Source organism: Pseudomonas sp. G1002 (assembly GCF_013385455.1).
Taxonomy (GTDB): Bacteria; Pseudomonadota; Gammaproteobacteria; order Pseudomonadales; family Pseudomonadaceae; genus Aquipseudomonas.
Genome location: NZ_JACAPY010000024.1, coordinates 53,079 through 79,033, shown reverse-complemented (window position 1 = coordinate 79,033; position 25,955 = coordinate 53,079). Strand labels below are relative to the sequence as shown.

Below are 25,955 nucleotides of genomic sequence, written 5' to 3'. Positions count from 1 at the left end.
AAGAGGTGGTTCATGCTCAAGAAAACACTAGGTACCCTTGCCCTCACGATGGCGCTCAGCGGCCTGGCCTCTGCCGAAGAAGTAAAGATCGGCTTCCTGGTCAAGCAGGCGGAAGAGCCCTGGTTCCAGACCGAATGGGCCTTCGCTGAAAAAGCCGGCAAGGACCATGGTTTCACCGTGATCAAGATCGCCGTGCCCGACGGCGAGAAGACCCTGTCCGCCATCGACACCCTGGCCGCCAACGGCGCCAAGGGTTTCGTGATCTGCCCGCCGGACGTGTCCCTGGGCCCTGCGATCATGGCCAAGGCCAAGCTGAATAACCTCAAAGTGCTGGCGGTGGACGACCGCTTCGTCGACGCCAAGGGCAAGCCCATGGAAGACGTGCCTTACGTCGGCCTGGACGCCTACAAAATCGGCCAGAAACAAGGCGAAGCCATGGCCACCGAAGCCAAGCATCGCAACTGGGACTGGAAGGACACCTACGCCGTCATCAATACCTTCGACGAGCTGGAAACCGGCAAGAAGCGCACCGACGGTTCGGTAGAAGGCCTCAAGGCCGCCGGCCTGCCGGTTGACCACATCCTGTTTACCGCACAGAAAACCCTCGACGTGCCGGGCGCCATGGACTCCACCAACTCGGCCCTGGTGAAACTGCCCAGTGGCGCGAAAAACCTGCTGATTGGCGGCATGAACGACAGCACCGTACTGGGCGGCGTACGCGCCACCGAAAGCGCCGGCTTCAAGGCGCCGAATGTCATCGGCGTGGGCATCAACGGCACCGACGCCATCGAAGAGCTGAAAAAATCCGACACCGGTTTCTACGGCTCGATGCTGCTCAGCCCCGATGCGTCCGGCTATAAAACTGCGACCTCGATGTTCGAGTGGGTGACCAAAGGCACTGAGCCTGCCAAGTTCACCGCACTGGATAACGTGACCCTGATCACCCGCGCCAACTTCAAGGAAGAGTTGAGCAAGATCGGTCTGTGGAAATGAACAGCGCCGCTGCAGAGAGCCTGCGCTTCAACGGCATCGGCAAGGAGTTTCCCGGGGTGAAGGCCCTGGCGCAGATCAGCTTCGAAGCGCGGCCCCATTCGGTGCATGCGCTGATGGGCGAGAACGGCGCGGGCAAGTCGACCTTGCTGAAAATCCTCGGCGGTTTTTATCCGCCCAACAGCGGCAGCTTGCAGTTGGGCGAACGCAGCGTGAGTTTCAAGTCGGCGGCCGACAGCATCGCCAGCGGCATCGCAGTGATTCACCAGGAGCTGCAACTGGTGCCGGAAATGACCGTCGCCGAGAACCTGCTGCTGGGGCATATGCCGTCGCGCTTTGGCGTGGTCAATCGCGGGGCGATGGTGCGCAAGGCACGGGAACTGCTCAAGGGCCTGGCGGATGAAATCGATCCGAACATGCGCCTGGGCAGCCTGTCCCTCGGCCAGCGGCAACTGGTGGAAATCGCCAAGGCCATGTCGCGCAACGCCCATGTGATTGCGTTTGACGAACCCACCAGCAGCCTCTCGGCCCGTGAGATCGAGCGGCTGATGGTGATCATCGCCCGACTGCGGGATGAAGGCCGGGTGATCCTCTACGTGTCGCACCGCATGGAAGAAGTGTTCCGTATCTGCGATGCGGTGACGGTGTTCAAGGACGGGCGCTTCGTGCGCACGTTCGAGGACATGACGCAGTTGAACGTCGACCAGTTGGTCAACTGCATGGTCGGGCGCGATATCCAGGATATCTACGACTACAGGCCGCGCGAGCACTGCGGTGAAGCGCTGCGAGTCGAGGGTTTGCTCGGGCCGGGGTTGCAGGAACCGGTGAGCCTGCAGGTGAACAAGGGCGAGATTCTCGGGCTGTTCGGCCTGGTGGGGGCCGGGCGCACAGAGTTGTTGCGCCTGCTCGCCGGGCTGTCCCGCAGCACCCAGGGGACCCTGGTGCTGCATGGCCAGGCGCAGACGTTCAAGACACCACGGGATGCGATTGCGGCGGGGGTGTTGCTCTGCCCCGAGGACCGCAAGAAGGAAGGCATAGTGCCCCGCGCGAGTGTTGCGGAGAACATCAATATCAGTGCGCGGCGTGACCATGCGCGCTTCGGCTGGCTGATCCAGGGCGGCTGGGAACGCACCAACGCCCAGCGGCAGATCAGCGCGCTGAACGTGCGCACGCCGTCGGCGGACCAGCCGATTCTGTTCCTGTCGGGCGGCAATCAGCAGAAGGCGATTCTCGGCCGCTGGTTGTCGATGCCGATGAAAGTGTTGCTGCTGGACGAGCCGACCCGCGGCATCGATATCGGTGCCAAGTCGGAGATCTACCAGATCATTCACAACCTGGCGGCCAGTGGCATCGCGGTGATCGTGGTGTCCAGCGACCTGATGGAAGTGATGGGCATCTCCGACCGCATCCTGGTGATGAGCGAAGGCGCCCTGACCGGCGAATTGACCCGCGATCAAGCGGACGAAGCACGGCTGCTGCAACTGGCTCTTCCGCGTACGCGGGACTGAAGAATACGAGGTGGGTATGTCACAGGTAAAAACCGCAAGAAGCTTCTGGCCGGGGTTCAACCAGCGCAAGTTTCTCGATGATTGGGTCATGCTGCTGGCGGCCTTGAGCATCTTTGTGCTCAGCGCCATCTTCATCGACAACTTCCTCTCGCCGCTGAACATGCGTGGCCTGGGGCTGGCGATTTCCACTGTGGGGATTGCGGCCTGCACCATGCTGTTTTGCCTGGCGTCGGGGCACTTCGACTTGTCGGTGGGTTCGGTGATCGCCTGTTCGGGCGTGGTGGCGGGGATCGTGATTCGCGACACCGACAGCGTGTTCTTCGGCGTGTCGGCGGCGTTGGCCATGGGCCTGGTGGTGGGACTGATCAACGGCATCGTGATCGCCAAGCTGCGGATCAACGCGTTGATCACGACGCTGGCGACGATGCAGATCGTGCGTGGGCTGGCGTATATCTTTTCCAACGGCAAGGCGGTCGGCGTGATGGACGAAAACTTCTTCGTCTTTGGTAACGGCCAGCTGTTTGGCGTGCCGGTGCCAATCGTCATCACCGTGCTGTGCTTTGTGTTTTTTGGCTGGTTGCTGAACTACACCACCTACGGGCGCAACACCATGGCCATCGGCGGCAACCAGGAAGCGGCGCTGTTGGCCGGGGTGAATGTCGATCGCACCAAGATCATCATCTTTGCCGTGCACGGCGTGATCGGCGCGTTGGCCGGGGTGATCCTGGCGTCGCGGATGACCTCGGGGCAACCGATGATTGGCCAGGGGTTCGAGCTGACGGTGATCTCGGCGTGCGTGCTGGGCGGGGTGTCGCTGAGCGGCGGAATCGGGATGATCCGGCATGTGATTGCCGGGGTGCTGATTCTGGCGATCATCGAAAACGCGATGAACCTGAAGAATATCGACACCTTCTACCAATACGTGATTCGCGGCTCGATCCTGTTGCTGGCGGTGATTATCGACCGCATGAAACAGCGATAAAAAGGGCGCCACACGACCAATGTGGGAGCGGGCTTGCTCGCGAAAACGGTGTGTCAGTCAGCGTATGCATTAACTGGAAAACCGCCTTCGCGAGCAAGCCCGCTCCCACATTTTGATCTCCTCTGTTTTGCTGGTCCGCATTTGCCATAATGCTCGCCGTTTTCGTACTTCCCAATAGGCCCGATATGCAGGAAAACGCCCAAACTCCCGTCAAAGAAGCCGCGCCCACCGGCACTCAAACCCTGCTTCGTGGCCTGGGCGTGGTGCAGGCAGTGGCGGCCGGTGCGCGGGATCTGAAGGAAATCGCCAAGCGCATCGGCACCACCCGCAGCACCACTCACCGCCTGGCCAGTTGCCTGGTGGAAGAACGCTACCTGCGCGTAGTGCCGCAAGTCGGTTATCTGCTGGGCCCCAAATTGATCGAGCTGGGTTTCCAGGCCCGTGAAGAACTGCCTTTGGTCAGCCTGGCAGTGCCGTATCTGGACGAGTTGTCGGCGTTGACCGGCGATACCATCCACCTGGCTATCCGCGAATACGACGACGTGCTGTACCTGCACAAGAACCCTGGCCGCAACGGCCCGGAAATGCGCTCGCGCGTCGGCCATCGCATGCCGCTGGCGCGCACCGGGATCGGCAAGGCGTTGTTGCTGGATGACAGCGTGGAAGAGTGGCAGCGCCTGTATCAGGTCAGCTTGCCGACGGGCGGGAAGAATCTGCAGTGGCCGCAGCACCCCGAGCAATCCTGGGCGCAGTTTGAACAGCGCATGCAGGAATACGTGGCGGGCGGTTATGCGTTCGACCTGGAAGACAACGAACCGTCGATCCGTTGTGTTGCTGCACCGGTGCGCGATGCCAGCCGGCGAATCGTCGCCGGCATCAGCATCGCCAGTACCGTGCCCTACATGCCGCTGGAGAAAATGGCCGAGCTGATCCCCGTGATCAAACAGGTCGCAGCACGGCTGTCAGCGGAGTTGGGCGCGAAGGCCTGATCAGGCCGTGATCGTTCCCATGCTCCGCGTGGGAATGCCGCTTCGGACGCTCCGCGTCCAGCACTTGAGCCCTGCGCAACGGTGACGCAGAGCGTCACGGCATGCGTTCCCACGCAGAGCGTGGGAACGATCTTGGTCAGGCCTTGAGGGTCGCCATGTCGATCACGAAGCGGTACTTCACATCACCGGCAATCATGCGGGTGTAGGCTTCGTTGATCTGGCGGATGTCGAGCATCTCGATGTCGCAGGTGATGCCGTGCTCGGCGCAGAAATCCAGGACTTCCTGGGTTTCGGCAATCCCACCGATCAACGAACCGGCCAGCACTTTGCGGCCCAGCACCAGCTTGGCAGCGTTGACGGGCGGGTCGACCGGCTCGATCAAACCTACCAGGATGTGCACGCCGTCAAAGCGCAGTACGTCGAGGTAGGGATTCAAGTCGTGCTGCACCGGGATGGTGTCCAGCAGGAAGTCGAAATGCCCGGCAGCGGCTTTCATCTGGGCTTCGTCGGTGGACACGATCACGTGGTCGGCGCCCTGGCGACGGCCTTCTTCAGCCTTGCTCGCGGAGCGGGTGAACAGCGTCACTTCCGCGCCCATGGCCTTGGCGAACTTGATGCCCATATGGCCCAAACCGCCCATGCCCAGAACGCCAACCTTGTCGCCAGCCTTCACGCCGTAATGCTTGAGCGGCGAGTAAGTGGTGATGCCGGCGCAGAGGATCGGCGCGGCGCTGGCCAGGTCGAGCTTGGCCGGGATCTTCACCACGAAGTGCTCGCTGACCACGATGCTGTCGGAGTAGCCGCCCATGGTGTTGCTGCCGTCGACCCGGTCCGGGGTGGCGTAGGTCATGGTCGGGCCTTCGAGGCAGTATTGCTCGAGGTCCGCGTGGCAGGCGTCGCAGTGACGGCAGGAGTCGACCATGCAGCCAACACCCACCAGGTCACCGACTTTGTGCGCGGTGACGCTGGCGCCGACGGCGGTGACTTTACCGACGATCTCGTGGCCCGGCATCAGCGGGTACACGGCGATGCCCCATTCGTTGCGTGCCTGGTGGATGTCGGAGTGGCAGACGCCGCAGTAGAGAATTTCGATCGCCACGTCATCGGCGCGCGGGCTACGGCGTTCGAAGGACATGGGGGCGAGGGGAGTGGTGGCCGATTGAGCGGCATAACCGATGGCGGTGTACATGGAGAAACCTCGCAGGTGCAGTAACAGGTGAGGTGGCGCATTCTCCGCGCCGTGCCTGGGTGCGGCCATGGCGATTGCTCCGAGTCTCATGCCTATTCGTCCGGGAGTGCACCTGGATTGGATCGTTGTGGCGCCAGACCTGCGATGATGGTCTCATCCCCTTTTTCGCGAAGTTTTTGCCATGTTGTTGACCCGCCATGTCGATGCCAATGCCGCGTTGGTTGCCTTGATCGAACCCCTGACACCCCGTGATGGGTTCTCGCCCACGAACCTGCCGGGCGTGCAGGTATTGCGTGCCAGTTGCGATGTGGCGCGCGGCCCGCAGATTTATGAACCGAGCCTGATGATCGTCGCCCAGGGCAGCAAGGTCGCGTACCTGGGCCCGCGTACCCTGGAGTACGGCGCGGGGCATTACCTGATCCAGGCGATGCCGGTGCCGTTCGAATGCGAGACTTTTGCCATGCCGAATGCACCGCTGTTGGGGGTGACGGTGGGCATTGATCGGGTGGTGCTGGGTGAGTTGGTGATGGCGATGGGGATCCAGAGCGGGCCACCGCCAGCGGCGCAGACGTTGGAGTCGATGAGTTCGGTGGTGCTGGACGACGCCATGCGCGGCTGTGTCGAACGCCTGTTGCAGTGCCTGCACGATCCGCTGGAGAGCCGGATCATGGGCCCAGCGCGGGTGCGGGAATTATTGTTCACCGCATTGCGCGGGCCACAGGCGGATGTGTTGCGGGCGTTGGTGGAGCAGCAGGGGCAGTTTTCGCGGGTGGCGACTTCGTTGAATCACCTGCATGCCCATTACGCCGAGCCGCTGAATATCGAGACGTTGGCGGGTTATGCGCACATGAGCGCGTCGACCTTCCACGAACACTTCAAGCGCTGCACGCTGTTGTCGCCGGTGCAGTACCTCAAGCGTCTGCGGTTGCTCAAGGCACAGCAGTTGCTGCTGGTGGAAGGCATGGGCGTGGCGCAGGCGGCCCACAGTGTGGGCTATCAGAGCACGTCGCAGTTCAGCCGGGAATACAAGCGCTACTTCGAGCGCAGCCCTGGGGATGAGCGGGCGGCGTAACTCTCCCGGGCACAATTCGGTCAAAAATGTGGGAGCGGGCTTGCTCGCGAAAGCGGTGGTTCAGCCAAAACATCTGTGACTGATACACCGCTTTCGCGAGCAAGCCCGCTCCCACATTTGACCGAGTCGATGGGTCTTTTTCCGGGCTACAAAAAAAGGCCCCCATTTGGGAGCCTTCTGTTCAAGCAGCGGATTACATATTCGGGTAAGTCGGCCCACCCGCACCTTCCGGCGTCACCCACGTAATGTTCTGCGAAGGGTCCTTGATGTCACAGGTCTTGCAGTGCACGCAGTTCTGGGCGTTGATCTGGAAGCGCTTCTCGCCGTCTTCCTTGGTGATCACTTCATACACGCCGGCCGGGCAGTAGCGCTGCGCCGGTTCATCGTAGAGCGGCAGGTTGGTGCCGATCGGGATGCTCGGGTCTTTCAGCTTCAGGTGGCACGGTTGTTCTTCTTCGTGGTTGGTACCGGAGATGAACACCGAACTCAGCTTGTCGAAGCTCAGCTTGCCGTCGGGTTTCGGGTAGTCGATTTTCTTGCTGTCCTTGGCCAACTTGAGGCAGGCGTAGTCCGGCTTGGTATCGTGCAGGGTAAACGGCATTTTGCCGCCGAGGATGTTCTGGTCGAACCAGTTGAAGCCGGCACCAATGATCGGGCCGAACTTGTGCATCGCCGGGCCGAAGTTACGGCTGGCGAACAGTTCTTCGTAGAGCCAGCTGTTCTTGAAGCTGTCGACGTAAGCGGTCAGTTCGTCACCGCCTTCGGATTCGGCGAACAGGCGGTCTGCCACGGCGTCAGCGGCGAGCATGCCGGACTTCATCGCGGTGTGGCTGCCCTTGATCTTGGCGAAGTTCAGGGTGCCCAGGTCGCAGCCGATCAGCGCGCCGCCCTTGAACACCATTTTCGGCAGCGAGTTCAGGCCGCCTTTGCAGATGGCGCGGGCGCCGTAGCTGATGCGTTTGCCGCCTTCCAGGTACTGGGCCAGCACGGGGTGATGCTTGAGGCGCTGGAACTCGTCGAATGGCGACAGGAAGGTGTTGCTGTAGGACAGGTCGACGATCAGGCCGACGACCACCTGGTTGTTTTCCAGGTGATAGAGAAACGAACCGCCGGTGTTCTCCGCGCTCATGATGTCCAGCGGCCAGCCGGCGGTGTGCACCACCAGGCCTGGCTGGTGTTTGGCCGGGTCGATTTCCCAGATTTCCTTCAGGCCGATGCCGTAGTGCTGGGCGTCGGCGTCGCCGTCCAGGTTGAAGCGCTGGATCAGTTGCTTGCCGATGTGGCCACGGCAACCTTCGGCGAACAGCGTGTACTTGCCACGCAGTTCCATGCCCGGGGTGTAGACGCCTTCTTTCGGGTTGCCTTCACGGTCGACGCCGAGGTCACCGGTGATGATCCCGCGCACCACGCCGTTTTCGTCGAACAGTGCTTCCTGGGCGGCGAAGCCCGGGTAGACTTCCACCCCCAGGTTCTCGGCCTGCTGGGCGAGCCAGCGGCACAGGTTGCCCAGGGAGATAATGTAGTTGCCTTCGTTGTGCATGGTCTTGGGCACAAAGAAGTCAGGCACCTTGGTGGAAGCTTCGCTGGAGCGCAGTACATAGATGTCATCACGCACAACAGGGGTGTTGAGCGGTGCACCGAGTTCTTTCCAGTCCGGGAACAGTTCGTTCAGGGCACGGGGTTCAAACACGGCACCGGACAGGATATGAGCGCCGACTTCGGAGCCTTTTTCGACCACGCAGACGCTGATTTCCTTACCGGCTTCGGCGGCCTTCTGCTTCAATCGGCAGGCGGCAGACAGGCCTGCCGGGCCAGCGCCGACGATGACCACGTCGAATTCCATGTATTCGCGTTCCACAGGCTATCTCCTACTCAAGGCTCAACGGCTTTTTTTCTAATGGGTGGAGGTTCGGTAATCCGTCCCACAATGCCTGCATCAATCTCATGCAAGGGGCAGGGGACGACCCACCTTTCTCTCTAGGTGGCGCATTATATCTACACCACTCTCAGCGTCCAATACAAACGTTTGTTTGAATTGCCCGCAAGCTAGGTAAATCAAAGCAACGCGGCTTATAACTGACCATTTTGGCGTATTGACCGGAATAGGCGTTCCGGTCAATATACGGTCGGTTTTGCGCATCCCGTAGGCAGACTGTGGGTTTCAAGGCCACCTCGAAAGACAGGCTGAAGGCAAATAAGGGTGACGCGCGAGCCACGATGGCGCGCAGTTTACACGCCACGATAATGAATGACCTCTCAGTCACCGCTGACGAACGGTCATCACTCCCGTGAGCAAGGTCCCCCGCCGACGATTGCCGGTGTTTTTGGAGGTGCCCTTGTGTGCCGATGAGCATCAAACCGCCAGGTTCGCCTAGGCGACTTTCTTTTCACCGGAGAGTAACGAGGAATCCATGAAGGTTCTTGTAGCTGTCAAACGCGTTGTCGATTACAACGTGAAAGTTCGCGTCAAGGCGGACAATTCCGGCGTCGACCTCGCTAACGTCAAGATGTCGATGAACCCTTTCTGCGAAATCGCCGTGGAAGAAGCCGTACGCCTGAAAGAGAAAGGCGTTGCGACTGAAATCGTCGTCGTTTCCATCGGTCCGACCACTGCTCAAGAGCAGCTGCGTACCGCCCTGGCGCTGGGTGCCGATCGCGCCATCCTCGTCGAATCCGCTGAAGAGCTGACTTCCCTGGCCGTTGCCAAGTTGTTGAAAGCCGTTGTCGACAAGGAACAGCCATCGCTGGTGATCCTCGGCAAACAAGCCATCGACAGCGACAACAACCAGACTGGCCAGATGCTGGCTGCACTGACCGGTTACGGCCAGGGCACCTTCGCCTCGAAAGTCGAAGTGAGCGGCGACAAGGTTGCCGTGACCCGCGAAATCGACGGCGGCGCGCAGACAGTTTCCCTGAAACTGCCGGCCATCGTCACCACCGACCTGCGTTTGAACGAGCCGCGCTACGCGTCCCTGCCAAACATCATGAAAGCCAAGAAGAAGCCTCTCGAAGTGCTGACTCCGGATGCTTTGGGCGTTTCCACCGCCTCCACCAACAAGACCGTAAAAGTCGAAGCGCCGGCTGCACGCAGCGCGGGCATCAAGGTCAAGTCGGTGGCTGAACTGGTCGAGAAACTGAAAAACGAAGCGAAGGTAATCTAACCATGACTATCTTGGTAATCGCAGAACACGACAACAAGGTCGTGGCTCCGGCCACCCTGAACACTGTCGCCGCCGCCGCCAAAATCGGTGGTGATATCCACGTCCTGGTCGCTGGCCAAAACGTTGGTGCCGTGGCTGAGGCCGCTGCCAAAATCGCTGGCGTGAGCAAAGTACTGGTTGCCGATAACGCAGCCTACGCTCACCAATTGCCGGAAAACGTTGCGCCGCTGGTAGCAGAGCTGGGCGCTGGCTACAGCCACATCCTGGCTGCCGCCACCTCCAACGGCAAAAACATCCTGCCGCGCGTTGCTGCGCAACTGGACGTTGACCAGATCTCCGAGATCGTTTCGGTAGAAAGCGCCGACACCTTCAAGCGTCCGATCTATGCCGGTAACGCCATCGCTACCGTGCAGTCCACTGCGTCGGTAAAAGTCATCACCGTGCGTGCCACCGGTTTCGACCCGGTTGCAGCTGAAGGTGGTTCGGCTGCGGTTGAAGCTGTGGCTGCTGCCCACGACGCTGGCACTTCCAGCTTCGTTGGCGAAGAGCTGGCCAAGTCCGATCGTCCAGAACTGACCGCTGCCAAGATCGTCGTTTCCGGCGGCCGCGGCATGCAGAACGGCGACAACTTCAAGCACCTGTACGCCCTGGCCGACAAGCTGGGCGCTGCGGTCGGCGCTTCCCGCGCTGCCGTCGACGCAGGTTTTGTACCGAACGACATGCAGGTCGGCCAGACCGGCAAGATCGTTGCGCCACAGCTGTACATCGCCGTCGGTATCTCCGGCGCGATCCAGCACTTGGCCGGTATGAAAGACTCCAAGGTGATCGTTGCGATCAACAAGGACGAAGAAGCACCGATCTTCCAGGTGGCTGATTACGGCCTGGTGGCGGACTTGTTCGAAGCCGTACCCGAGTTGGAGAAGCTGGTCTAATCCAGCCGCTTCACTTATAAAGAGCCCGGTCTTTTGACCGGGCTTTTTTTTGCCCGGTAATTTTTCAACTGGAGAACCCTGCCATGGAATTGCGTCCCTGGACTGTACTGCTGGCCCTGTCACTGCTGCCGACGGTGTCGCTGGCGGCGGGCAAATGTGATCGGCTGGTGATCACCGGCAGCCCGGACGCCCCGCCTTATCTGTGGCGTGATCCCCAGGACCCTACGCACTTGATCGGCGCCACCGCCGACATGCTGCAGCAAGTGGCCAAAGACCTCGGGGTGAAAATCGACCTGCTGTACGGCGGCAAACGTTCCCTGGCGCTGGAAGAAGTGCGCAGCGGGCGCATGGACATCCTCGCCGACGCGCCATTGACCCTCGACGCCCTGGACTCCCTCGACTACATCCACCCGGCATTGGTGCAAACCGATTATCTGGTCTGGACCCGCAAGGATTCGACCCTGGCCTACAGCCAGGCCGGCGACCTGCACGGCCACAAGGGTGCGGTGTCGGAAAGGGCACGCCTGAGCCGCGACTTTGAAACCTTCGCCGGTGAGCAACTCACCCTGCAGCGCCTGCCCACCCTGACCCCGGCGTTCCAGAAATTGCTGTTGGGAGAAGTGGACTACGTGCTCGCCGGACGTTATTCCGGCATGGCCATGGCCCAGACGTTGGGCATGAGCAACGACCTGGTGGCGCGGGAAATCCCCATCGACCAGCCGGGCCTGTACCTGGCCATTTCCCACAACTCCGCCTGCAACGATCCGTGGTTGCGCGGACAGCTCGCCAAAAAGATGACAGAATTGCCCGCGTCCGGTCTGGCGGAAACCGCGCTGCAGAGCAATCTTGAGCGCTGGAAAGCGCAGTTGCAGCAACCCGTCGGCACCCCAACAAAGTAGGGATTTTCAGTGACTATTCGACCTCTTTTCGCGGCCCTCGCCGTTGTAGCTCTGGCGGGATGTGCAGCCGATCCTGCGCCGAATGAACAAATGCGCCTGACCCAGCAAGCCCTGGAACAAGCCAGCGCCGTGGGCGCCGTTGCCAGCGATTCGCCCGAGCTGAAGCTGGCGGAAGACAAGTTCACCCAGGCCCGTGCCGACATGGCCGATGAATCCTACAAGGACGCCCGCATGCAGGCTGAAGAAGCCGAGCTGGACGCCCGCCTGGCGGAGGCGCGGGTGCTGACCCGCAAAAGCCAGGAGCAACTGAACGTGCTCAACACCCGTATCACCCGCCTGCGCAAGCAGTTGCAGTTGGGAGACGCCCAATGAGCCCGTTGATGCGTGGGTTGAGCTGTGTGGTGTTGCTGGGCAGTGCGCTGGGTGGTTGTGCGACCCATCCCGACAGTAACCTCGCCTTGCAACAGGCCAGCACTGACTTCCAGAAGGTCAAGGAAGATTCGAATGTGCTGCGTATCGCACCCAAGGACGTGATTCGCGCCGGTGAGTCCCTGGCCCGTGCCGACCGTTTCTCCAGCTTCTGGGGCAGCGGCGCCGATGTGGCGCATTACGCCTACCTGAGCCAGCGCTACAGCGCGATTGCCCGGGAACACACCGAGCAGGCACTCAATCAGGAGCGTGGGGTCAAGCTGGAGCTGGAACGCCAGCGCCTGCAACTGGCCCTGCGTGAAGCCAAGCTCTCCAGCGTTCAGCAACAGGGCAAATGGATTGAGGCGCAGATATCCAGCCTGACCACCGTCCAGCCTGATCGCGGGCTGGTGATGACCCTGGGTGATGTGCTGTTCGATACGGGTGATGCAGAGCTGCAAAACTCGGCCAACCGCACCGTGCTCAAAGTGGTGCAGTTCCTGCAACTGAACCCCAAGCGTGTGGTGCGCATCGAGGGTTACACCGACAATACCGGCGGCGAACAGGAAAATATCAAACTGTCCCGGGACCGCGCTCAAGCGGTTGCGGATGTACTGAGCGACCTGGGGATCGACGAAAAACGCATTCAGGTCGAAGGCTACGGCGATCAGTATCCGGTCGAAGCCAACGCGTCTGAGCGGGGCAGGGCGCAGAACCGTCGGGTAGAAATTGTGTTCTCCGACGAAAAAGGCCAGCTGGGCGCTGCTCGCTGAACCTGATTCTCAAGGTGAAAGCTGATTCCTGTGGGAGCTGTCGAGCCCCAGCGAGGCTGCGACAGGATCGCCTCGGTGGACCTGCGAGACCGCAGCGCCTGCATCGCAGCCTCGCTGAAGCTCGACAGCTCCCACATAAGCCCGATCAATGATCGGGTTTTTTATGCCCGCGATTCAGTTCGCAACCCTTACAGTTTTTTCTATCACTGCCGCCCGCGCTCGACTATTGTGGCAACTGTCCCCGTACACTTCTAAACTGTGCCGGTATGTTTCACACAAAAATAAAATACCCGTGAAATCGAGTGCTGCGTCATGACCAATCTGTTGCTCTACCAACGTATCGCCCAGCAGCTGGCTGAGGATATCCGCCGCGGTGTCTATCAACCGGGCGAGCGCGTGCCTTCGGTACGCAAAATGAGCTCCCAGCTCAACGTCAGCCACGCCACCGTGTTGCAGGCCTACGCGAACCTGGAAGACCAGGGTTTGATTCGCGCGCGGCCGCAGTCCGGGTATTACGTGCACCAGACGCCGGCGCTCACTGCGCCCACGCCGGACATCGCCCGGGTCGAGCGTCCAGGGTTGGTCACCCGCAGCAGCATCATTCAACAGGTGTTGGTGGAATCCCGTCGCGAAGGCGTGTTCCCGCTCGGCGCCGCCGTGCCGAGTGTCGACTACCTGCCTGTGCGCGCGCTGCATCAGCAACTGGCCAAGGTCACGCGTTTCCAGAGCCCGCGGGCGTTCAGCTACATGTTCAGCCCGGGTTTCGAGCCGCTGCGGCGCCAGGTGGCGATCCGTATGCGCGATGCCGGGGTGGTGGTCGACCCCTCTGAAGTGGTGATCACCCATGGGTGTGTCGATGCATTGCAGATGTCGCTGCGGGTGCTGACCCGCCCCGGCGACCTGATCGCCGCCGAATCGCCGACCTATTACGGCTTGCTGCAACTGGCCGATCTGCTGGGCCTGAAGGTCATCGAAATCCCCAGCGACCCGGCCACCGGCATGAGCCTGGAAGCCCTGCAACTGGCAGCCAACCAATGGTCGATCAAGGCCCTGGTGCTGACCACGCGCCTGAGCAATCCCCTGGGCGGCACCATGCCCGAAGAGCGGCAGAAACAGTTGCTGCGCCTGGCCTCGGATTTCGATATCCAGGTGGTCGAGGACGATATCTATGGCGAACTGATGTTCGAACTGGGCCGCACCAAGGCCCTGAAAGCCTACGACCGTCTGGACCGGGTCATCTATTGCTCGAGTTTCTCGAAGACCCTGTCACCGGGCATTCGCATTGGCTGGATGATTGCCGGCAAGTACCAGCAGGAAATCCAGCGCCTGCAAATGTTCAGCACCCATTCGGCCTGCAGCGTGACCCAGATGGGCACGGCGGCGTACCTGGAGAATGGCGGTTACGACCGCCACCTGCGCTATATCCGCCAGGAGTACCGCAAGAACCTCAGCGCGTTCCAGCTGGCCGTGCAGCAGTATTTTCCCGAAGGCACCCAGATGACCCGCCCGACCGGCGGTTTTATCCTGTGGGTCAGTTTGCCTGGACGGGTCAATACCCAGGAACTGCACGTGCGCGCCTTGCAGCAGGGCATCAGCATTGCACCGGGGCTGATCTTCAGTAATACGGAACAGTTCAACCACTGTATTCGCCTGAACTGCGGCACCCCGTGGAACCGCGAGGCGGAGCGCGCCTTGATGACCCTCGGGATGCTGGCAAGCCAGTTATGCCAGGAGACTGCGGCGGGTTTTTGAGGCATGGAAAGGGGACACGACGGGTAGCTGGCTAATTACCATGCTTGTCATACCGTCCTCAACAAGCGAGCATATGGCCTTCTGCCGTTAATGCTGCTGGCGATATGACTTATACCTTTCCTGCTGCCCTGCTGATCTGCGTGTTAAGCCTGTGTAACGCTGGCGCTGTCCTGGCGGCTCCCGCCGGTGAAGCGGCACCTGCTGCCAGCTCCCAGCAAACGGTGCCGGCGAAAAAAGCCGCTGCGGCCAAGAAGGCACCGGTCGCGAAGAAAGCCCCCGCAAAGAAAGCAACGCCGGTGAAAAAACGTGCGCCTATCGCCAGCAAGTCAAAGTCGGCCCACGAAGTCGCCAAGACGCCGCTGCCGCCTGCAGAGCTGGATTTGAGCCTGCCGTCGAACATGGTCCGCCACCTGCAACCCCTCGGCACCATGCCGCAGCCGAAGAACGTGCCGCTGCTGCCGCCGATGTTTGCCGAAAAGCCCACTGACAACAGTGCCTTCCAGATCAACGGGCGCCTGCTCAGCAATGAAATGCAGCTGCAACTGCGCAACGAAGAACGCCGCGAAGTTGAAGGTGCGGCGCTGGATTTCCAGTTCAAGCAATAAACCCGACGAGTAAACGTGACGCGCACCCCTGACCTTCTGTCGCAGACTGGTCAGTCACTTTTGTTTTCGGTGAAAAACCCCTGTTAAGCCAATTTAAAACGTCTGTTTAAGGGCGTAGTCTTACGTGGCCATCAACACTTGAGTTGTCGAGGATCTGTTCGTCATGAAATGCCGTGAAGGCTGTGGCGCTTGCTGCATTGCCCCATCCATCAGTTCTCCGTTGCCGGGAATGCCTGCCGGCAAACCGGCGGGCGAACGCTGCCTGCATCTTTCGGTCGAACAACTGTGCCAGTTGTTTGGCCAGCCTGAGCGGCCGGCAGTGTGTAGTTCGTTCCAGGCGGATATCGAGGTCTGCGGCAGTAGCCAGGCAGAAGCGATCAGGTTGATCGGCTGGTGGGAACAGATGACGGCGGCTTAGTGGGCTGTTCAAAGTACTGAACTTCAACAATAAGGAATAAGACCATGGGTTCACTGAAACGAATTGCTGTGTTGTGCGGTTTTACCGCGTTGTTCGCTGCCGCAGCGCATGCTGAAGACTGGCAGACGGCCAAGGATGAAGACGGCATCAAAGTGTCTTTGAGTGAAATTGCCGGTTCCAAGTACAAGGCTTATCGCGGTGTGACGACCATCAAGGCGCCGCTGGCCAAGATCCAGGCGCTGCAGGAAGACGTGGCGGGGGCCTGTTCCTGGATCCACGAATGCAAGTCGCAGAAACTGCTCAAGCAGGAAGGCGACAAGAGCTGGACCTACACCCAGTTCAAGGCACCGTTCCCGGTGACCGATCGTGACTCGATCCTGGAAATCACCACCACCAAGGCTGCCGACGGCACCGTCACCCGCAAGCTGTTGGAAGTGCCGACCTACCAGCCAGAAGTCAAAGGCTATGTGCGCGTAGCCCAGGTCGATGGTTACTGGAAGCTGGTGCCTAAAGGCGACAACCTGACCGAAGTGACCTACCAGGTGCACACCGAGCCAGGTGGCAGCGTGCCGTCGTGGCTGGCCAACAAGTTTGTGGTGGACGCACCGTTCAACACCTTGAAAGCCCTGAAAGAACACGCTGAAAAATAACTGCAGTTGATCAGGTGCCTCCTGCCTTGAGTGGAACGATTTCCAGGCCCTCAAGGTCCAGATAGATGTAAGCCCACCCATGGGTTTTATCGAGGAGGCTCTGATGCCAAAGTGGAACGTTTCCTTCACCAATGATCATGGTGAGTCGGTAGTCGAGCAATTCGAGTGCGAGCAGAAACCCACGCTTGAAGAAGCCGCGCGCCTGGTTCGCGCCCGCGTATCACCGGTGCTGGAGGAACTGGATCTCAACGATCTGGAGGGGCGTATTGCCGAACCCACGGTCAAGATTCTGAAAGATCAAAACAGCATCAAAGACCTCAAGGTCGACCCCGCCGCCTGAACATTCCCTGTACGCCTTTAAACAGACTCTGGTGGAGGTGATAGCTTCGCGCTACTCTGCAATGGAGATCAGCGAATGAATCGCTAAGGTCTGGCCTTGTCAGCTACATGCTTGTCTCCCAGCGGCGACGTCACTGCCGTAACACCCGCGTCCTTGCAGCGCGGGCCTTGGGAAGCACGGAAAGTCTATCCATCGGTTTGAGGAGGACGTTTCATGAGCACAGCCTATCAAGAAGACATCAGCACCAACGTGTTGCGCCGCATGAAAGAGGGCGGCTTTGACTTCTCGCGTTTCCACCCCATCGAGTTCTACGCCATTTTCCCGGATGAGGAACGTGCGCGGCGGGCTGCGGGTCGGTTTCGTGGGGAATCCCTGAATGCCCAGGTCAGCGCGCGGGATGACGGCGCCTGGTACCTGGAATTGAGCAAAATCATGTTCGCCACCTACGACGGCATAGGAGACTTCGAGCAGGACTTTGAGGCGGTGGTCGAGCCCTTGGGCGGAATCATCGAGGGATGGGGCGTGAAACAGGAGGTGCGTGGGTTACCCATGTAGCGACATGATCAACAACACAGCGTATCGGCTGACCTTTGGGTCGGCCGTTTTTGTTTCTGGCGCGGGAAAAATCCTGCGCAAAAAAAAGCCACCCGAGCAGGGTGGCCAAAGGGAAGATCGCAAAGGAGGAGAGCGATTCGGTACAAGCGGTAATGCGCAATGGATGAGGCTGTAGGACGCGTCCTGTTCAGCTGATGGAGGTGATTATCCGCGGGGTTTGCCGGGCAGTGAAATCAACTCTGACTATGCTGGTGATAGTCATGGCCTGCATTGCAATGAGGCGCCGCCCATGACAGCGGGCATTTGCTGCACCGGGACGGTGCGATGAGACCTGCGTCTATATCCAACTGATTGATACTTAAGTGTTTATGCCGCTGGCACGGGCCTTGCGATGGTTCTGGCGTCCGGGTGACAAGGAGTACGGCATGATCCGCACTTATTATGATGAGATGTACGACGGGGCAGGGCAGGTGCGCCCCCATTACCGCGAATTTGCCCGCTGGTTGGCCGACACGCCGGCCGAACTGCTGGCCCAGCGCCGGCGCGAAGCCGATTTGCTGTTTCACCGGGCCGGTATCACCTTCACCTTGTATGGCGATGAGCAAGGTACCGAGCGCCTGATCCCCTTCGACACGATCCCCCGCAGCATCCCGGCCAGTGAATGGCGGATCGTCGAGCGCGGCTGCATCCAGCGGGTCAAGGCGCTGAACATGTTTCTCGCCGACCTCTACCACGAACAACGCATTATCAAGGCTGGGATCATCCCCGCCGAGCAAGTGCTGGCCAACGAGCAGTACCAGTTGGCGATGCAGGGCCTGGACCTGCATCGGGATATCTATTCCCACATCTCAGGTGTCGACCTCGTACGCGATGGCGACGGCACTTACTACGTCCTCGAAGACAATCTGCGCACCCCCAGCGGCGTGAGCTACATGCTCGAAGACCGCAAGATGATGATGCGCCTGTTCCCCGAACTGTTCGCGGCCCAGCGCATCGCGCCCATCGACCACTATCCCAACCTGTTGCTCGACACCCTGAAAAGCTCCAGCCCGCTGGATAATCCCAGTGTGGTGGTGCTGACGCCTGGGCGTTTCAACAGTGCGTTCTTCGAGCATGCATTCCTGGCCCGGGAAATGGGCGTGGAACTGGTGGAAGGCGCCGACCTGTTCGTGCGTGATGACCGCGTGTTCATGCGCACCACCGATGGTCCCAAGGCGGTGGATGTGATCTACCGTCGCCTCGACGACGCGTTCCTCGACCCGCTGGCCTTCAACCCGGACTCCATGCTCGGCGTACCGGGCCTGCTGGCGGCGTATCGCTCGGGCAACGTGGTGTTGGCCAATGCCATCGGCACCGGGGTGGCGGATGACAAGTCGGTGTACCCCTTCGTCACCGAGATGATCCGTTTTTACCTGGATGAAGAACCGATCCTGAAGAATGTTCCGACGTTCCAGTGCCGTAATCCCAGTGAACTGTCCCACGTACTGGCCAACCTTCCGCAACTGGTGGTGAAGGAAACCCAGGGCTCCGGTGGCTATGGCATGTTGGTCGGCCCGGCCGCCTCGGCGGCGGAAATCGAAGCCTTCCGTGCACGTATCAAGGCCAAGCCCCACGCCTATATCGCGCAACCGACCCTGTGCCTGTCGACATGCCCGACCTTCGTCGAAAACGGCATCGCCCCACGGCATATCGACCTGCGCCCGTTTGTGCTGCAAGGCAAGGAAACCCGTGTGGTGCCCGGCGGCCTGACTCGTGTGGCGCTGCGGGAAGGCTCGCTGGTAGTCAACTCGTCCCAGGGCGGCGGCACCAAAGACACCTGGGTGGTCGAGGATTGAAATATGTTGAGTAGAACTGCCTCGGATTTGTATTGGATGTCACGCTACCTGGAGCGCGCGGAAAACCTCGCGCGGATGCTCGATGTCAGTTATTCGCTGTCGCTGATGCCCCAGGACGGGCGCGGCGATGGCCTGCATGAACTGGCGATGCCGCTGCTGATCACTGGCACCCTCGACGATTACCGCGAGCGTCACGGTGAACTGCACGCCGAGCGGCTGCTGCACTTCTTCGCCCTGGATGCTGCCAACCCGGCCAGCATCTACAGCTGCCTCGGCGCTGCACGCGCCAGTGCCCATGCCGTGCGTGGGCGAATCACCGCCGACATGTGGGAAAACATCAACGCCACCTGGCTGGAGATTCGCGACATCGCCCAGCAAGGCCTGAGTCGCTACGGCATGAGCCGGTTCTGCGAGTGGGTCAAGGAGCGGTCCCACCTGTTCCGCGGTGCCACCTACGGCACCATCATGCGTAACGACGCCTTTCGTTTTATTCGCCTGGGCACCTTTATCGAGCGCGCCGACAACACCCTGCGCTTGCTCGACGCCCGCTATGAAATGGCCGGCGACCAGGCCGAAGCGGTCACCGATGGTACCGCCCACGCCTACTATCAATGGAGTGCGTTGTTGCGGGCGTTGTCGTCGTTCGAGGCCTACACCGAAATCTACCGTGATGCCCCCGGCGCCCGACAAGTCGCCGAGCTGTTGCTGCTGCGCGCCGACGTGCCGCGGTCGCTGCGGGCCTGCAGTGAAGAGATCGACCAGATCCTTGGCAGCCTGCCCGGCATCAACGGTCGCCCGGCCCAACGCCTGGCAGCGGAAATGGACGCACGCCTGCGCTATACCGCCATCGACGAAATTCTCGAGGAAGGCCTGCACGCTTGGCTGACCGACTTCATCCCGCTCGTGCGCGAGCTGGGCGATGCTATTTACAGTTCCTACCTGGAGGCGGCATGAGACTTTCCATCAGCCACGAAACCACCTACCACTACGAAGACCAGGTGCGTGCCAGCATCCAGTACCTGCGGCTCACGCCCCACGACAGCGAGCGCCAGCATGTCCTCAGTTGGCAGTTGGACTTGCCCCGGCCGGTACGGGCGCAACTGGACCCGTTCGGCAACATCCTGCACGTGTTGACCCTGGACGAGCCCCATGAAGCCATCATCATTGGCGCCCGTGGCCAGGTGGATATCGACGAATTGCGCGAGGCCGAGCATGAAAGCCAGTCGGCCTTCCCGTTCCTTCGCTGCACTCGGTTGACCGAGCCGGACGAGGCCCTGCGCAGCTTTGCCGAAAAGCATTGCCATCAACGCCGCGACCGCAGCGCATTGATCGACCTGATGCACGCGCTGAACCAGTACATGACCTATTCGCCGGGTTCTACCGAAGTCGACACCTGTGCGGCCAAGGCGTTTGCCGGGCGTGCCGGGGTGTGCCAGGACCACACCCACGCCTTCCTCGCCTGTGCCCGCAGCCTGGGGATTCCGGCGCGTTATGTGTCGGGGTATTTGTATAGCGAAGACTGCGAGCACCTCGCCAGCCATGCCTGGGCTGAAGCGTGGCTGGATGACGCCTGGTACAGTTTTGACGTGACCAATCAACTGGCGCGGCCGGAGCGGCATTTGAAGCTGGCGGTGGGTCTGGATTACCTGGACGCCTGCCCGGTACGAGGCATGCGTCGTGGGGGAGGGCATGAGCAAATGCATGCGAAGGTATTTGTAGCGCCGACACCGGTGATTTCGGTGCAGCAGCAGTAGGATCCCGGGAGAGAGGGAGCTCTGTGTAGCAGGAAAGCTCTCCGTGCCAGGACAGTTTTTTGTGGCGAGGGAGCTTGCTCCCGCTGGGCCGCGAAGCGGCCCCAAGGCATGCCCCCGAGTTCTGTCTGGAGAAATGTGATTGCCTGATTGGGGCTGCTGCGCAGCCCAGCGGGAGCAAGCTCCCTCGCCACAGGTTTACCCGAGCCTTAAGGCTGCTTTCTGCCTGCCATATGCTTCAAATACCCCACCAGCAGATCCAGGTCCGCATCCGGCAATACACTGGTGGCAAACGCGGGCATCTTCGCCTGTGGCCAGTGCCGCATGCTTTGCGGATCGCGGATGTAGCGCTTGAGGAAATCCCCGGCAAAATATTCAGTGGGGTTGTAAGGAATATTCAGGTCCGGCCCCACCTGCGCATCGCCGGCCCCGTTCAGGCGATGACATGCCAGGCAGTTCTTCTGGAACAGTGCGAACCCCTGATTCACCGGGTCATTCGCCGCCAGTTTCGGATCCGGCAACAACGCCGGGAAGCGCTCAGCCACCGTCTTCAACTGCTTGATCCCGGAAATCTGAAACGGCCACTGCTCAGGGCTGATATGCCCGGCTTGTGGATCGGTCCACACCAGATAAAACGGCCCGGCACTGGGCTTGCCGTCTGCCAGTGGCGGCCACGGATGCGCCGGATCTTCCACCGCCAGCCAGGCCCGCGCGCCGCTTTTTGATAGCAGCGGTGCCGCCGTCAGTTCCGCGGCAAAGCCGTCGAGGGCCACTGCCTGCAGATGGTTATCCGGCATGATGCCTGGCAACAGCGCTGCCAACGGCACTGCGCGATACGTCATGTTGCGCTTGTAGGAAACGTCATCAACGATCTGCACCGTCTGCGCATCCGGACGCTTGAGCAGTTCGGTGGTTTCCCAGGTTTTGCTGGCGTGATCCAGCTCGACGGTCAATTTCGCGGCGTGCGCCGGCAAGGCCAGCAGCAGGATCAGGAGGACGATGATCTGTTTCAAGGAAGGGCCACATATCGGAAAAGGCGGTGGAACTCACGATACCGCAAAATCAAAAAATCTCGGCGCGCAAAACGGCAGCCCCTGACGGGATCGCTATACGCAATATCCCGAAAGGCGCTGCCAAAGGCTGCGATCCTGGCGCTGTGTCTGCGCAGAATGTGGGGTGTGAGAGGTCACCCAATGACCTTGGTGAGGTTGGGCAAGATCAGAATCAGGGTGGTGGCGAACAGAATAAGTCCCGCCTGACGTACTTTCGAATGCTTGAACATGGCTGACTGCCTTTTGTTGTTATTCCTGAGCGTCAAATGCGTGCCGGTCGATTCAACTATGACGGTGCTACATGACTCTTTTCTTACAGTTCCTACAGGTGCTCCAGCAAAACCCGGCAGCAACCTTTAACTTCTCTTACAGATTCAACCTTAGAGCCCTCGTTCTACATGGCTTAGATCCATTTCGTCTCATCACCTGAAGAAAAATTATTAAAAAGGCATGAGGCCAATTGCCAGCCAGACGCCAGCCCTACGGCTAGACAGCTAAAACGATTAATCAGCCGATTCCCGTAGCCTCCTACCGTTCGTCTGAGCGTGAGCGTCAAGGTCAATGAGCGGTTCGGTCATTGAATCCGGCGCCCCGGCGCCTAAGGTAAGGGCACGATTCGTTGCATAGTGATTCGAGGACGTCATGACCCAAGCTTTGATCTTTGATGCGATACGCACGCCCCGGGGCAAAGGCAAGGCGGATGGCGCCCTGCACAGCGTCAAGCCGGTGAACCTGGTGGCCGGTTTGCTGACGGCACTGCAACAGCGCACCGACCTCGACACCCGGCAAGTGGATGACATCGTCCTGGGCTGTGTCACACCGATTGGCGACCAGGGCGCCGACATCGCCAAGACCGCCGCGTTGGTGGCGGACTGGGATATCAGCGTCGCCGGTGTGCAGATCAACCGGTTTTGCGCCTCGGGCCTGGAAGCCGTGAACCTCGGCGCGATGAAAGTGCGCTCCGGCTTTGAAGACCTCGTGGTGGTGGGCGGCGTCGAGTCCATGTCCCGAGTGCCCATGGGCAGTGACGGCGGCGCCTGGGTGCTCGACCCGCAAACCAATATGCACAGCCACTTCACCCCGCAAGGCATCGGTGCCGACCTGATCGCCACCCTGGAAGGCTTCACCCGCCAGGACGTCGACGCCTTTGCCCTGCATTCACAGCAGAAAGCGGCGCGGGCCAGATCAGACGGTTCCTTCAACAAGTCGCTGATCGCCGTGCAGGACCAAAATGGCATTGTGCTGCTGGATCAGGACGAATTCATCCGTGCCGACTCCACCCTCGAAGGCCTGGGCAAACTCAAGCCCAGCTTCGAAATGATGGGCCAGATGGGCTTCGACGCCACGGCGTTGCGAGTCTATAGCCACGTCGAGCGCATCAACCACGTGCACACACCGGGCAACAGTTCCGGGATCGTCGATGGCGCGGCGCTGATGCTGATCGGTTCTGAAGCCAAAGGTCGCGAACTCGGCCTGCAACCCCGGGCGCGGATCGTCGCCACCGCTGTCACCAGTACCGACCCCACCATCATGTTGACCGGCCCGGCACCGGCAACCCGCAAGGCACTGGCCAAGGCGGGTTTGCGGGTTGAAGACATCGACCTGTTCGAGGTCAACGAAGCGTTTGCGTCGGTGGTGCTCAAGTTCATCAAGGACATGGGCATCGACGCCGCCCGGGTCAACGTCAACGGTGGCTCCATCGCCATGGGCCACCCGCTGGGCGCCACGGGCTGCGCGATTCTCGGCACCTTGCTCGATGAGCTGGAGGTGCGCCAGCAGCGTTATGGCCTGGCCACCCTGTGTGTCGGCGGCGGCATGGGTATCGCCACTATCATCGAACGCCTCTGAGCCTAAGGAATCAGTCATGACCGATGCCATTCGTTACGAAAAGGGCCAGGACCAGATTGTGGTGCTGACCATCGACATGCCCGGCCAGAGCGCCAACACCATGAACGGGGTGTACCGCGAGGCCATGGCGGCCACCGTCGCCCGCCTGGACGCCGAGAAGGATTCGATTGCGGGCGTGATCATCACCTCGGCGAAGAAGACCTTCTTTGCCGGCGGCGACCTTAATGAACTGATCAAGGTCGACAAGCCCCACGCCAAGGATTTCTACGACAGCGTGCTGGTGCTGAAGGCGCAACTGCGCACCCTGGAAACCCTCGGCAAACCGGTAGTGGCCGCGATCAACGGCGCAGCGCTGGGCGGTGGCTGGGAGATCTGCCTGGCGTGCCAGCACCGTGTGGCGCTGGACCACAAGTCGGTACAGATTGGCCTGCCGGAAGTCACCCTCGGGCTTTTGCCGGGTGGCGGCGGTGTGGTGCGCATGGTGCGGATGCTGGGCCTGGAAAAAGCCTTGCCCTACTTGCTGGAAGGCAAAAAGATTACGCCGCAGCAGGCGCTGCAAGCCGGGTTGATTGATGAGCTGGCGGCAGACCGTGACGAGCTGCTGGCCAAGTCCCGGGCGTGGATTCTGGCCAACCCCGAGGCGAAACAGCGTTGGGACATCAAGGGCTACCAGATCCCGGGTGGTACGCCGTCCAACCCGAAAGTCGCGCAAATGCTTGCCATTGCGCCATCGATCCTGCGCGCCAAAACCAACGGCTGCTTCCCGGCCCCGGAGAAAATCCTCTGCGCCGCCGTGGAAGGTGCCCAGGTGGATTTCGACACCGCGCACTTGATCGAGACCCGCTACTTCACCGAGCTGGTCACCGGGCAAGTGGCGAAAAACATGATTGGCACCTTCTGGTTCCAGCTCAATGAAATCAATGCCGGCAGTTCGCGGCCCAAGGGCTTTGCGCCGTATGTGACACGCAAGGTCGGCGTGCTCGGCGCCGGGATGATGGGCGCGGGCATTGCCTACGTCAGCGCCTCGGCGGGCATTGAGGTGGTGCTCAAGGACGTCAGCCAGGCGGCGGCAGAGAAGGGCAAGGCCCACTCGGCCACGTTGCTGGACAAGAAGGTCGGGCGTGGGCAATTGACCGCCGAACAGCGGGAAACCATCCTCGCGCGGATTGTTCCTACCGAATCCGATGCTGATCTTGCCGGCTGCGACCTGATCATCGAAGCCGTCTTCGAGGATCGGGAACTCAAGGCCAAGGTCTCGGCGGCCGCGCAAAACGTGGTGGGTGCCGAAGCGGTGATCGCCTCCAACACCTCCACCTTGCCCATCAGCGGGTTAGCCACCGCCGTTCCAGACCAGGGCAAGTTTATCGGCCTGCACTTCTTCAGCCCGGTGGACAAAATGCCCCTGGTGGAAATCATCAAGGGCGCCCGCACCAGCGACGAAACCCTGGCGCGGGGGTTCGACTTCGTACTGCAAATCAAGAAAACCCCGATTGTGGTCAACGACAGTCGCGGCTTCTTCACCTCGCGGGTGTTCGGCACCTTCACCAACGAAGGCATCGCCATGCTCGGCGAAGGCGTGGCGGCGCCGATGATCGAGACCGAGGCACGCAAGGCCGGCATGCCGGTGGGGCCGCTGGCGGTCTCTGACGAAGTTTCCCTCAGCCTGATGAGCCATATCCGTCAACAGACGGCCAAGGACTTACAGGCCGAAGGCAAGCCGTTACCGCAGCACCCGGCGTTTGCCGTGATCGACCTGTTGCTCAATGAATACAAGCGCCCGGGCAAGGCGGCGGGTGGCGGTTTCTACGAGTACCCGGCGGGCGGGCAGAAACACCTGTGGTCGGAGCTGAAAAACCGCTTCGAAAAGCCTGGCCAACAGATCTCGCCGCAAGACGTGCGTGACCGTTTGCTGTTCATCCAGGCCATCGAAACCGTGCGCTGTGAGGAGGAGGGCGTGTTGATGTCGACGGCTGATGCCAACGTCGGCTCGATCTTCGGTATCGGCTTTGCCGCCTGGAGCGGCGGAGCGCTGCAATTCATCAACCAGTACGGCCTGAACGATTTCGTCGCCCGCGCCCGCTACCTGGCCGAGCAATATGGTGAGCGCTTCACGCCGCCGGCGCTGCTGTTGGAGAAAGCTGCACAGGGTGAAGCGTTTCGGTGATCAAAATGTGGGAGCGGCGATGGGGCTTGCCTTGGAAGGGTATTTCAAGGCAGGCTCTGGGGGTGTTCATTATTCCCATCGC

General features: G+C 60.7%; 24 protein-coding genes. 21 read left to right on the top strand and 3 right to left on the bottom strand.

Annotated elements, in window-relative coordinates; genetic code table 11:
* Positions 1-12 precede the first annotated feature (12 nt).
* From HX801_RS12665 to HX801_RS12650, 4 genes are all read left to right on the top strand, one after another.
* Positions 13-993 carry a substrate-binding domain-containing protein gene (locus HX801_RS12665; RefSeq protein WP_177022186.1) on the top strand — a complete coding sequence of 327 codons (981 nt, stop codon included), beginning with the start codon at positions 13-15 and terminating at the stop codon, positions 991-993.
* The gene (araG, locus tag HX801_RS12660) at positions 990-2,498 is read left to right on the top strand and encodes an L-arabinose ABC transporter ATP-binding protein AraG (RefSeq protein ID WP_004371233.1); all 1,509 of its coding nucleotides are present in this window, start codon (positions 990-992) and stop codon (positions 2,496-2,498) included. The genes HX801_RS12665 and araG overlap by 4 nt, the downstream gene beginning before the upstream one ends.
* 16 nt (positions 2,499-2,514) lie before the next feature.
* On the top strand, positions 2,515-3,480 hold the full coding sequence (gene araH, locus HX801_RS12655) for an L-arabinose ABC transporter permease AraH (RefSeq protein WP_004371231.1): 966 nt from the start codon (positions 2,515-2,517) through the stop codon (positions 3,478-3,480).
* 185 nt (positions 3,481-3,665) lie between these two features.
* Positions 3,666-4,469: an IclR family transcriptional regulator gene (locus HX801_RS12650; RefSeq protein ID WP_004371229.1), complete on the top strand. Its 804-nt coding sequence runs from the start codon at positions 3,666-3,668 to the stop codon at positions 4,467-4,469.
* A gap of 136 nt (positions 4,470-4,605) precedes the next feature.
* On the opposite strand, the gene HX801_RS12645 is transcribed toward HX801_RS12650, so the two are convergent.
* Entirely contained in the window at positions 4,606-5,658 is a 1,053-nt protein-coding gene (locus HX801_RS12645) for an NAD(P)-dependent alcohol dehydrogenase (protein ID WP_004371228.1), read from the bottom strand.
* A 181-nt stretch (positions 5,659-5,839) separates the two neighbouring features.
* On the opposite strand from HX801_RS12645, the gene HX801_RS12640 reads away from it, so the two are divergent.
* The gene (locus tag HX801_RS12640; RefSeq protein WP_004371227.1) at positions 5,840-6,730 is read left to right on the top strand and encodes an AraC family transcriptional regulator; all 891 of its coding nucleotides are present in this window, start codon (positions 5,840-5,842) and stop codon (positions 6,728-6,730) included.
* 193 nt (positions 6,731-6,923) lie between these two features.
* On the opposite strand, the gene HX801_RS12635 is transcribed toward HX801_RS12640, so the two are convergent.
* Positions 6,924-8,588 (bottom strand): electron transfer flavoprotein-ubiquinone oxidoreductase, encoded by a 1,665-nt coding sequence (locus tag HX801_RS12635; protein WP_177022185.1) that lies wholly within the window; start codon positions 8,586-8,588, stop codon positions 6,924-6,926.
* Positions 8,589-9,141: 553 nt separating this feature from the next.
* Here HX801_RS12635 and HX801_RS12630 point away from each other — a divergent pair.
* From HX801_RS12630 to HX801_RS12565, 14 genes are all read left to right on the top strand, one after another.
* A complete protein-coding gene (locus tag HX801_RS12630; protein ID WP_004371224.1) occupies positions 9,142-9,891 on the top strand; it encodes an electron transfer flavoprotein subunit beta/FixA family protein in 750 nt (249 codons plus the stop codon).
* A 2-nt stretch (positions 9,892-9,893) separates the two neighbouring features.
* The gene (locus HX801_RS12625) at positions 9,894-10,823 is read left to right on the top strand and encodes an electron transfer flavoprotein subunit alpha/FixB family protein (protein WP_004371223.1); all 930 of its coding nucleotides are present in this window, start codon (positions 9,894-9,896) and stop codon (positions 10,821-10,823) included.
* A gap of 83 nt (positions 10,824-10,906) precedes the next feature.
* Positions 10,907-11,722: an ABC transporter substrate-binding protein gene (locus HX801_RS12620; RefSeq protein ID WP_177019573.1), complete on the top strand. Its 816-nt coding sequence runs from the start codon at positions 10,907-10,909 to the stop codon at positions 11,720-11,722.
* Between the two features lie 9 nt (positions 11,723-11,731).
* Entirely contained in the window at positions 11,732-12,094 is a 363-nt protein-coding gene (locus HX801_RS12615) for a DUF4398 domain-containing protein (protein WP_008434912.1), read from the top strand.
* Entirely contained in the window at positions 12,091-12,903 is an 813-nt protein-coding gene (locus HX801_RS12610) for an OmpA family protein (RefSeq protein ID WP_004371220.1), read from the top strand. Before HX801_RS12615 ends, HX801_RS12610 begins: the two co-directional genes overlap by 4 nt.
* Before the next feature lie 312 nt (positions 12,904-13,215).
* Positions 13,216-14,655: a PLP-dependent aminotransferase family protein gene (locus HX801_RS12605; RefSeq protein WP_008434911.1), complete on the top strand. Its 1,440-nt coding sequence runs from the start codon at positions 13,216-13,218 to the stop codon at positions 14,653-14,655.
* Between the two features lie 104 nt (positions 14,656-14,759).
* Complete coding sequence (locus tag HX801_RS12600; protein ID WP_004371218.1) at positions 14,760-15,260, top strand: hypothetical protein; 501 nt, start codon at positions 14,760-14,762, stop codon at positions 15,258-15,260.
* A 163-nt stretch (positions 15,261-15,423) separates the two neighbouring features.
* On the top strand, positions 15,424-15,678 hold the full coding sequence (locus HX801_RS12595; protein WP_004371217.1) for a YkgJ family cysteine cluster protein: 255 nt from the start codon (positions 15,424-15,426) through the stop codon (positions 15,676-15,678).
* Positions 15,679-15,722: 44 nt separating this feature from the next.
* Positions 15,723-16,328 carry an START domain-containing protein gene (locus tag HX801_RS12590; protein WP_004371215.1) on the top strand — a complete coding sequence of 202 codons (606 nt, stop codon included), beginning with the start codon at positions 15,723-15,725 and terminating at the stop codon, positions 16,326-16,328.
* A 79-nt stretch (positions 16,329-16,407) separates the two neighbouring features.
* Complete coding sequence (locus tag HX801_RS12585; RefSeq protein ID WP_004371213.1) at positions 16,408-16,668, top strand: hypothetical protein; 261 nt, start codon at positions 16,408-16,410, stop codon at positions 16,666-16,668.
* 213 nt (positions 16,669-16,881) lie between these two features.
* Positions 16,882-17,223, top strand: coding sequence for a ribonuclease E inhibitor RraB (locus tag HX801_RS12580; protein ID WP_003193463.1), 342 nt, complete (start codon positions 16,882-16,884; stop codon positions 17,221-17,223).
* Between the two features lie 425 nt (positions 17,224-17,648).
* Positions 17,649-19,058 carry a circularly permuted type 2 ATP-grasp protein gene (locus HX801_RS12575; RefSeq protein ID WP_004371206.1) on the top strand — a complete coding sequence of 470 codons (1,410 nt, stop codon included), beginning with the start codon at positions 17,649-17,651 and terminating at the stop codon, positions 19,056-19,058.
* Between the two features lie 3 nt (positions 19,059-19,061).
* A complete protein-coding gene (locus tag HX801_RS12570) occupies positions 19,062-20,012 on the top strand; it encodes an alpha-E domain-containing protein (RefSeq protein ID WP_004371204.1) in 951 nt (316 codons plus the stop codon).
* Positions 20,009-20,812, top strand: coding sequence for a transglutaminase family protein (locus tag HX801_RS12565; RefSeq protein WP_004371203.1), 804 nt, complete (start codon positions 20,009-20,011; stop codon positions 20,810-20,812). The genes HX801_RS12570 and HX801_RS12565 overlap by 4 nt, the downstream gene beginning before the upstream one ends.
* A 206-nt stretch (positions 20,813-21,018) precedes the next feature.
* Here HX801_RS12565 and HX801_RS12560 read toward each other — a convergent pair whose 3' ends face one another.
* Positions 21,019-21,822 (bottom strand): cytochrome c, encoded by an 804-nt coding sequence (locus tag HX801_RS12560; protein ID WP_177022184.1) that lies wholly within the window; start codon positions 21,820-21,822, stop codon positions 21,019-21,021.
* A 681-nt stretch (positions 21,823-22,503) separates the two neighbouring features.
* Between HX801_RS12560 and HX801_RS12555 the strand changes: the two genes are divergently transcribed.
* Positions 22,504-23,709 carry an acetyl-CoA C-acetyltransferase gene (locus tag HX801_RS12555; RefSeq protein WP_008434901.1) on the top strand — a complete coding sequence of 402 codons (1,206 nt, stop codon included), beginning with the start codon at positions 22,504-22,506 and terminating at the stop codon, positions 23,707-23,709.
* Between the two features lie 16 nt (positions 23,710-23,725).
* Positions 23,726-25,873, top strand: coding sequence for a 3-hydroxyacyl-CoA dehydrogenase NAD-binding domain-containing protein (locus tag HX801_RS12550; protein ID WP_177022183.1), 2,148 nt, complete (start codon positions 23,726-23,728; stop codon positions 25,871-25,873).
* The last annotated feature ends 82 nt before the right edge of the window (positions 25,874-25,955 follow it).

Bases quoted from the DNA above. Each gene is read 5' to 3' on its own strand.
- HX801_RS12610 (WP_004371220.1), top strand. From the start codon at position 12,091: ATGAGCCCGTTGATGCGTGGGTTGAGCTGTGTGGTGTTGCTGGGCAGT.
- HX801_RS12565 (WP_004371203.1), top strand. From the start codon at position 20,009: ATGAGACTTTCCATCAGCCACGAAACCACCTACCACTACGAAGACCAG.
- HX801_RS12630 (WP_004371224.1), top strand. From the start codon at position 9,142: ATGAAGGTTCTTGTAGCTGTCAAACGCGTTGTCGATTACAACGTGAAA.
- HX801_RS12640 (WP_004371227.1), top strand. From the start codon at position 5,840: ATGTTGTTGACCCGCCATGTCGATGCCAATGCCGCGTTGGTTGCCTTG.
- HX801_RS12555 (WP_008434901.1), top strand. From the start codon at position 22,504: ATGACCCAAGCTTTGATCTTTGATGCGATACGCACGCCCCGGGGCAAA.
- HX801_RS12600 (WP_004371218.1), top strand. From the start codon at position 14,760: ATGACTTATACCTTTCCTGCTGCCCTGCTGATCTGCGTGTTAAGCCTG.
- HX801_RS12590 (WP_004371215.1), top strand. From the start codon at position 15,723: ATGGGTTCACTGAAACGAATTGCTGTGTTGTGCGGTTTTACCGCGTTG.
- HX801_RS12620 (WP_177019573.1), top strand. From the start codon at position 10,907: ATGGAATTGCGTCCCTGGACTGTACTGCTGGCCCTGTCACTGCTGCCG.
- HX801_RS12645 (WP_004371228.1), bottom strand. From the start codon at position 5,658: ATGTACACCGCCATCGGTTATGCCGCTCAATCGGCCACCACTCCCCTC.
- HX801_RS12585 (WP_004371213.1), top strand. From the start codon at position 16,408: ATGGGTTTTATCGAGGAGGCTCTGATGCCAAAGTGGAACGTTTCCTTC.
- HX801_RS12550 (WP_177022183.1), top strand. From the start codon at position 23,726: ATGACCGATGCCATTCGTTACGAAAAGGGCCAGGACCAGATTGTGGTG.
- HX801_RS12625 (WP_004371223.1), top strand. From the start codon at position 9,894: ATGACTATCTTGGTAATCGCAGAACACGACAACAAGGTCGTGGCTCCG.
- HX801_RS12570 (WP_004371204.1), top strand. From the start codon at position 19,062: ATGTTGAGTAGAACTGCCTCGGATTTGTATTGGATGTCACGCTACCTG.
- araH (WP_004371231.1), top strand. From the start codon at position 2,515: ATGTCACAGGTAAAAACCGCAAGAAGCTTCTGGCCGGGGTTCAACCAG.
- HX801_RS12605 (WP_008434911.1), top strand. From the start codon at position 13,216: ATGACCAATCTGTTGCTCTACCAACGTATCGCCCAGCAGCTGGCTGAG.
- HX801_RS12575 (WP_004371206.1), top strand. From the start codon at position 17,649: ATGATCCGCACTTATTATGATGAGATGTACGACGGGGCAGGGCAGGTG.
- HX801_RS12650 (WP_004371229.1), top strand. From the start codon at position 3,666: ATGCAGGAAAACGCCCAAACTCCCGTCAAAGAAGCCGCGCCCACCGGC.
- HX801_RS12665 (WP_177022186.1), top strand. From the start codon at position 13: ATGCTCAAGAAAACACTAGGTACCCTTGCCCTCACGATGGCGCTCAGC.
- araG (WP_004371233.1), top strand. From the start codon at position 990: ATGAACAGCGCCGCTGCAGAGAGCCTGCGCTTCAACGGCATCGGCAAG.
- HX801_RS12580 (WP_003193463.1), top strand. From the start codon at position 16,882: ATGAGCACAGCCTATCAAGAAGACATCAGCACCAACGTGTTGCGCCGC.
- HX801_RS12595 (WP_004371217.1), top strand. From the start codon at position 15,424: ATGAAATGCCGTGAAGGCTGTGGCGCTTGCTGCATTGCCCCATCCATC.